This window comes from Cupriavidus pampae (assembly GCF_914271485.1).
Classification (GTDB): domain Bacteria; phylum Pseudomonadota; class Gammaproteobacteria; order Burkholderiales; family Burkholderiaceae; genus Cupriavidus; species Cupriavidus pampae.
In genome coordinates this window covers 95,540-101,570 of sequence record NZ_CAJZAG010000019.1, presented here as the reverse complement: position 1 = coordinate 101,570, position 6,031 = coordinate 95,540, and the positions used below count along the sequence as shown (strand labels likewise).

The 6,031-nt window shown below is 58.9% G+C and carries 7 protein-coding genes and 1 tRNA gene; 1 reads left to right on the top strand and 7 read right to left on the bottom strand.

The annotated features are described in order from the left end of the window. Positions 1–261: DNA/RNA helicase domain-containing protein (locus LDO41_RS33085; protein ID WP_223995735.1), on the top strand; the 261-nt coding region annotated here is incomplete at its 5' end. Between the two features lie 142 nt (positions 262–403). On the opposite strand, the gene LDO41_RS33080 is transcribed toward LDO41_RS33085, so the two are convergent. The 7 genes from LDO41_RS33080 to LDO41_RS33050 all read right to left on the bottom strand — a co-directional run bounded on the left by LDO41_RS33080 (position 404) and on the right by LDO41_RS33050 (position 6,029). Continuing rightward, complete coding sequence (locus LDO41_RS33080; protein WP_223995734.1) at positions 404–1,540, bottom strand: hypothetical protein; 1,137 nt, start codon at positions 1,538–1,540, stop codon at positions 404–406. After that, complete coding sequence (locus LDO41_RS34445) at positions 1,537–2,085, bottom strand: DUF4365 domain-containing protein (RefSeq protein WP_223995733.1); 549 nt, start codon at positions 2,083–2,085, stop codon at positions 1,537–1,539. The genes LDO41_RS33080 and LDO41_RS34445 overlap by 4 nt, the downstream gene beginning before the upstream one ends. 198 nt (positions 2,086–2,283) lie before the next feature. Next, positions 2,284–2,359: transfer RNA gene (locus LDO41_RS33070), tRNA-Thr, on the bottom strand. 49 nt (positions 2,360–2,408) lie between these two features. Continuing rightward, positions 2,409–2,915, bottom strand: a complete 507-nt coding sequence (locus tag LDO41_RS33065; protein ID WP_223995732.1) for a ClpXP protease specificity-enhancing factor — start codon at positions 2,913–2,915, stop codon at positions 2,409–2,411. 43 nt (positions 2,916–2,958) lie between these two features. Continuing rightward, the gene (locus LDO41_RS33060) at positions 2,959–3,570 is read right to left on the bottom strand and encodes a glutathione S-transferase N-terminal domain-containing protein (RefSeq protein ID WP_008643086.1); all 612 of its coding nucleotides are present in this window, start codon (positions 3,568–3,570) and stop codon (positions 2,959–2,961) included. Positions 3,571–3,842: 272 nt separating this feature from the next. Next, positions 3,843–4,586 carry a cytochrome c1 gene (locus LDO41_RS33055; protein ID WP_223995731.1) on the bottom strand — a complete coding sequence of 248 codons (744 nt, stop codon included), beginning with the start codon at positions 4,584–4,586 and terminating at the stop codon, positions 3,843–3,845. 39 nt (positions 4,587–4,625) lie between these two features. Next, positions 4,626–6,029: a cytochrome b gene (locus LDO41_RS33050; protein WP_223995730.1), complete on the bottom strand. Its 1,404-nt coding sequence runs from the start codon at positions 6,027–6,029 to the stop codon at positions 4,626–4,628. Positions 6,030–6,031 lie beyond the last annotated feature (2 nt).

The window sequence follows — 6,031 nt, the reverse complement described above, 5'->3', positions numbered from 1 at the left end:
AGGACTCGACCAAGACTGATACGAAACCCTACAATCGACACCGCGCAACTCCCATCCCGCCGAATCGGTCACGATCCCGAAATCGGCGGTCACGTTCGCCGAAATACGCACGATACGACGGTCAAACGATCTAAGGACGATTTTGTTCGGTTGGTGAAAAATACCTATCGAGTGCTTTTATCGCGTGGAATGAAGGGCTGCTACGTGTACTTTGCTGATCCGGATACAGCCGACCATTTCCGTAAGCATTTGGCGGCGTAAACAGGCGCTAGCGGTTCGAGGGAGCACCCCCATTTTTGAGCAAGGTCAAGCGCTGGCGCAATAGCGCCATGGCACGTCAGCGTCGCCACATACAATACCGCGCAATACGGCTCGATCCTCTGCGCAGGCACGGTCGAGTTTTCTATCTCGCGGCAAGCACTTCGAACCGCAGCACGTGGGTCAGTTGCCGAGGCTGACGTCCAGGTCCAAGTCGCCCCATGACGAGCACGTAAGCGCCGTTGCGCATATGCGCCCGATCGGCGCGCTCGTAGTCATCCGCGGAAAGCGTCACCCTCGCGCGAACGGTCTCTCCCTCATCTGGCAATAGCAGCGAAAGGACTACGTCGCCGGCTCTGCGCCCATCTTGACCCATCTCTCCTTCAAGGCGCTCAACCGTGCCGATGAACGTGTCCTCTTCATGGAGCTCCACAGGCCTCAGTTCTCGGCGCACCTCTTCGATGCGAGAGAAGTAGTCGCGCTGTATGCGAATGGTGCGACCGGCGGCGCGATCATTGACCATTCGGAGCGATGACCAGTCGACGGCGATATCCAAGGAGTTGTCTGCTCTCTCCTCGTGCATCGCCGACAGGGCTTCACAAAGGTTCGACGACACAAGAGGCTTAGGTGATCTCTTCAGATCGTCGACTAGGCGATCCAACTCATCTCGCTCAATTGCGGAAGTCAACTGCGAAAGCGCTCTATGCAACGACAGTGTTACCTGCCGCACGAAGGGCTCTTCACTGTCACTTGGCTCGAGGTCGCCCTGAACCTGCATAGCATGGATCGGACAGGCGACCTTCAGTACAAAGCTTCCCTCTTCAGTTTGACCAAAGCGCGCGGCGTCCACGAACTGCGCCGCCTCTCCAAGATTGAGCCGACCGTGGTAAGTCCGCGGTCGCAGAACAGTGCATGCTGCCGCGCGAAGCAACTTCTCAGTGCTGCCAATTAACGTCGATGCAAAGCTCAATGGCAAGGTACTGTCATTTCCGTCTGAAAACACTCGAAGACGAACCACATCATCTTTTAGTGCGCGAACCTTGGAGAGGATCGAGGACGACGTCTGCCCCATCATGTCGGCGAGCTTCGCGATGACGATATCGACCGACTCCGAATAGTCGTCTGCCGTCGCATCCATTGGAAATGTGAGCTGGCGCATCGGGAAGTTGGCGTTCTCGACCATGTACAGGCGATCGGCGAGAGCTTCTTCCAACAGCGCCCAACCTTGGGATCGCAGATAGTCGCGCAGGTCCGTCGGTGCTACTGCCTTGTCGCAAGTCACGCTTCCACCTCCCGATAACGTGGAATTTCACCCCGAGAAAGGCTGCTCATGAGAGACAGCAGGCCTGGACCATCAAACCGTTGGCACTTTGGCAGATAGACGGTCTGCGAAAACTTGTTTGTTGAAGCCCTCGCACCAAGAAGACTAACCCAGTAAGCGCAATTGTGTAGCGAGAGTGCACTATCGGATTGGGTGATCCACTCATCGGCCGCGGGTGGCAAGAACAGGACGACCAGTATGCGAGGCGTCGACCTTGCGTCGGTCCGCAAGTGGTCGTATCGCGAGACTCCAGCAAGGCTATACGAGAGTGCTCCGTCGACCTCCGAGGGGATTTTTACCGTTGCCTTCAGCTGAACTTTCACATCGACCTCCCGCCGAAGTCCCCTATCGGTAAAGGGCCCCCAACCTACTAAGCGTGCGTCGACCCCGGCATTATCGGCATGTCGGCCGGCGACTTCGCATGCGACACCGACTGACGAAGCGACAGCGTGCAAGTAAGCATAACTAAGCTCGGACTCCCTGTTCTGAGAGGAGAGTGGATTCATTCTGTTTGACCCCATACGGCAACCTATTTGTGGTTGCTTCAGGCGACAAACATATCGTTGGGCCGCGGGGGCCGCTATCAGCATTTCTTGAAAACGTCACTGCGCGAGCGGCGGGCCGTTGCCCGAACCATTGATGGCCCCCGTGTGGCCGCACCAAACAAAAAGGCCACGCATTCGCGTGGCCTTTCCTTCAAAACTTGGTGCCGGCTGCAGGACTCGAACCCGCCACCTGATGATTACAAATCAACTGCTCTACCTGATGAGCTAAGCCGGCATGTGTGGAGACCGCGATTCTATCGCATGCGGTCCCAAAAATCGAAGCCTTATTTGACCACCTTCAGCGAAGGCTTCTTGCCCCCGATGCGGGGCACCGGCGGCGGTGTCGGATCGTCTTCCGGATCCGACGACGAACCTTCCGAAGCAGTCACCGGCGCAGCTGTATCAGACGACTCAACAGACGCCAGCTTCGGCGGCGGATTGCTTTCCCGTTCGGTCAAAGCCTGCGTCTCTGGCACGCTGCGCTCTACCGGGAAAGCCATCCCCTGCCCGTTCTCGCGCGCGTAGATGGCCAGTACGTTCTCCACTGGCACATCGATCTTGCGCGATACGCCACCGAAGCGCGCGCTGAACGCTATCCACTCGTTGCCCATGTCCAGGCCGCTGGTCGCGTCGAAGCTCACGTTCAGCACGATTTCGTTGTTCTTCACGAACTCGCGCGGAACGCTCGTATTGGCGTCGACAAAGACGGCGATATACGGCGTAAAGCCGTTATCGGTGCACCACTCGTAGATGGCGCGGATCAGATAGGGCTTGGTGGAAGTTTCAGACATTGATTCGTTTGGTGGCGTCCATCCTTTGCAGCGTATGCGCGTCTTAACGACGCATCACCTTCTCGGACGGGGTCAGTGCTTCGATGTAGGCCGGGCGGCTGAAGATCCGTTCGGCGTACTTCAGCAGCGGTGCGGCGTTCTTCGACAGTTCGATGCCGTAGTGGTCCAGACGCCAGAGCAGCGGCGCGATGGCCACGTCCAGCATCGAGAACTCTTCGCCGAGCATGTACTTGTTCTTGACGAAGATCGGCGCAAGTTGCGTCAGGCGGTCGCGAATCGCGGCGCGGGCGCGCTCGTGATTCTTCTCGGCAGCCTTGCCCTTTTCGTTCTCCAGCACGTACACGTGGGTGAACAGTTCCTTCTCGAAGTTGAAGAGGAACAGGCGGGCGCGCGCGCGCTGCACCGGATCAGCCGGCATCAGCTGCGGGTGCGGGAAGCGCTCGTCGATGTACTCGTTGATGATGTTCGACTCGTACAGGATCAGATCGCGTTCGACCAGGATGGGAACCTGACCGTACGGGTTCATCACCGAGATGTCTTCGGGCTTGTTGAACAGATCCACGTCGCGGATTTCGAAGTCCATGCCCTTTTCAAACAGGACAAGGCGGCAACGTTGGGAAAACGGGCAAGTCGTTCCCGAATACAACACCATCATGGTTGGATTCCTTGGGTGGGGGTTCGGACCACTGAAAAAAGCTTCCCTAACGAGAAGCTTTTCGTCATAGGGACGAACCGGGCAGCGCTAGTTCAGACAGGGCAAGCATTTTGTCAGAACGGTCTATCGAAAAGCAAATAAGTTACAAATAGCCGGCGTGCCGCAGGGGGCACCAATCTGCCCGCAAGCCGCACAGCATAAGGGCCGGCGCGTTGTTGCCAGTAGCAACTTCGACGTCGGCCCCCGTCATGATCGGGCTTTTTTGTTACAAATTACTTGATGTCTTTCCAGTACGCAGCGTTCAGGCGCCATGCGAATACGGTCAGCACGCCCAGGAACAGCAGGACCCAGACGCCCAGGCGTTTGCGATGGCTCTGCGCCGGCTCCGCCATCCAGTTCAGGTAGTTGACGAGGTCCGCCGTGGCCTGATCGTAGTCCTGCGTGCTCAGCTTGCCCGGGGTGATTTGCTCGAAGCCGGCGAACTTGTGCACCTTCTCGCCGTGCTCTTCCACTTCGGCAAACTTCGCCGCGCGCTGGCCCTGCAGTTCGTACAGGACGTGCGGCATGCCGACGGCCGGGAACACCAGGTTGTTCCAGCCCGTGGCGCGCGAGTCGTCACGGTAGAACGTGCGCAGGTACGTATAGAGCCAGTCGTTGCCGCGGGCGCGCGCGATGACCGAGAGGTCCGGCGGCTGCGCCCCGAAGAACGCCTTCGCATCCTTCGGCGGCATCGAGATCGTCATCAGCTCGCCCACCTTGTCCGCGGAGAACAACAGGTTCTGCTGAATCTGCTCGTCGGTCAGACCGAGATCGCGCAGACGGTTGTAGCGCATCATCGAGGCGCTATGGCAGTTCAGGCAGTAGTTGACGAACAGCTTGGCGCCACGCTGGAGCGACGACATATCGCTCGTGTCGAGCGGCGCCGGCTCGAGGGGGTACCCTCCCTCGGATGCCATGGCGGGCACGGTGGCAAAGCACACGCCGACCAGTGCGAGAATCGAAAGAAGCTTTTTCATCTTGTGTCCTTGTCCTCTTGTCGGGAATTCGCGCGACGCTCAGTGGGCGTGAAAAGTCACGCGATCCGGCACCGGCTTGAACGTACCGGCGCGGCTCCACAGCGGCATGGTCAGGAAGAAAGCGAAGTACAGCAGCGTACCGAGCTGCGAAATCTTTTCTCCGACCGGCGACGGCGGTTGCACGCCGAGGTACCCAAGGACCAGGAACACCACCACAAAGACCGTCAGAATCGACTTGTGGAACGAAGGACGATAGCGGATCGACTTGACCGGCGAGCAGTCGAGCCACGGCATGAACACCAGCACGATCACCGAGCCGCCCATCACCAGCACGCCCCAGAACTTCGCGTCGATCTTCCAGAAGCCCAGCGCCAGGATCACGAGGACCAGGATCGAGCCGATCTTCACGCGCGTGTCCTTGCTGCGCAGGATCACCATGCCGAGCACCACCGCGAAGAACAGCCACAGAATCGGCAGGAAGTTCGAGGTCGTGGCACGCAGCATCGAGTAGAACGGCGTGAAGTACCACACCGGCGCGATGTGCGGCGGCGTCTTGAGCGGATCCGCCGGGAAGAAGTTGTTCGCTTCCAGGAAGTAGCCGCCCATGTCGGGGAAGAAGAAGATCACCGCCGAGAAGAAGATCAGGAAGCCGGTCACGCCCATCAGGTCGTGCACCGAGTAGTACGGATGGAACGGAATGCCGTCGAGCGGGATACCGTTCTCGTCCTTCTTCGCCTTGATCTCCACGCCGTCCGGGTTGTTCGAGCCCACTTCGTGCAGCGCGATGATGTGCGCCACCACCAGGCCCAGCAGCACCAGCGGCACCGCAATCACGTGGAACGAGAAGAACCGGTTCAGCGTGGCATCGCTCACCACGTAGTCACCGCGGATAAACAGCGACAGATCCTGGCCGATCACGGGAATCGCGGAGAACAGGTTCACGATCACCTGCGCGCCCCAGTACGACATCTGCCCCCACGGCAGCAGATAGCCCATGAACGCTTCCGCCATCAGGCACAGGAAGATCAGGCAGCCGAAGATCCAGACCAGTTCACGCGGCTTGCGATACGAACCGTACAGCAGCCCGCGGAACATGTGCAGATAGACCACGACGAAGAACGCGGACGCGCCCGTCGAGTGCATATAGCGGATGAGCCAGCCCGATGGCACCTCGCGCATGATGAACTCCACGCTGGCAAACGCCACCGGAATGCCCGCGGCGTTCAGCGTGGCATCCGGCTTGTAGTTCATCACCAGGAAGATGCCGGTCACGATCTGAATGACCAGCACCAGCAGCGCGAGCGAACCGAAGAAGTACCAGAAGTTGAAGTTCTTCGGCGCGTAGTACTTGGAGAGATGATCTTCCCAGAGTTGCGTCGCGGGGAAGCGGGCGTCGATCCAGCCCAGCAGGCCAGTTGTTTTGACTACTTTCTCGGCCGCCATGA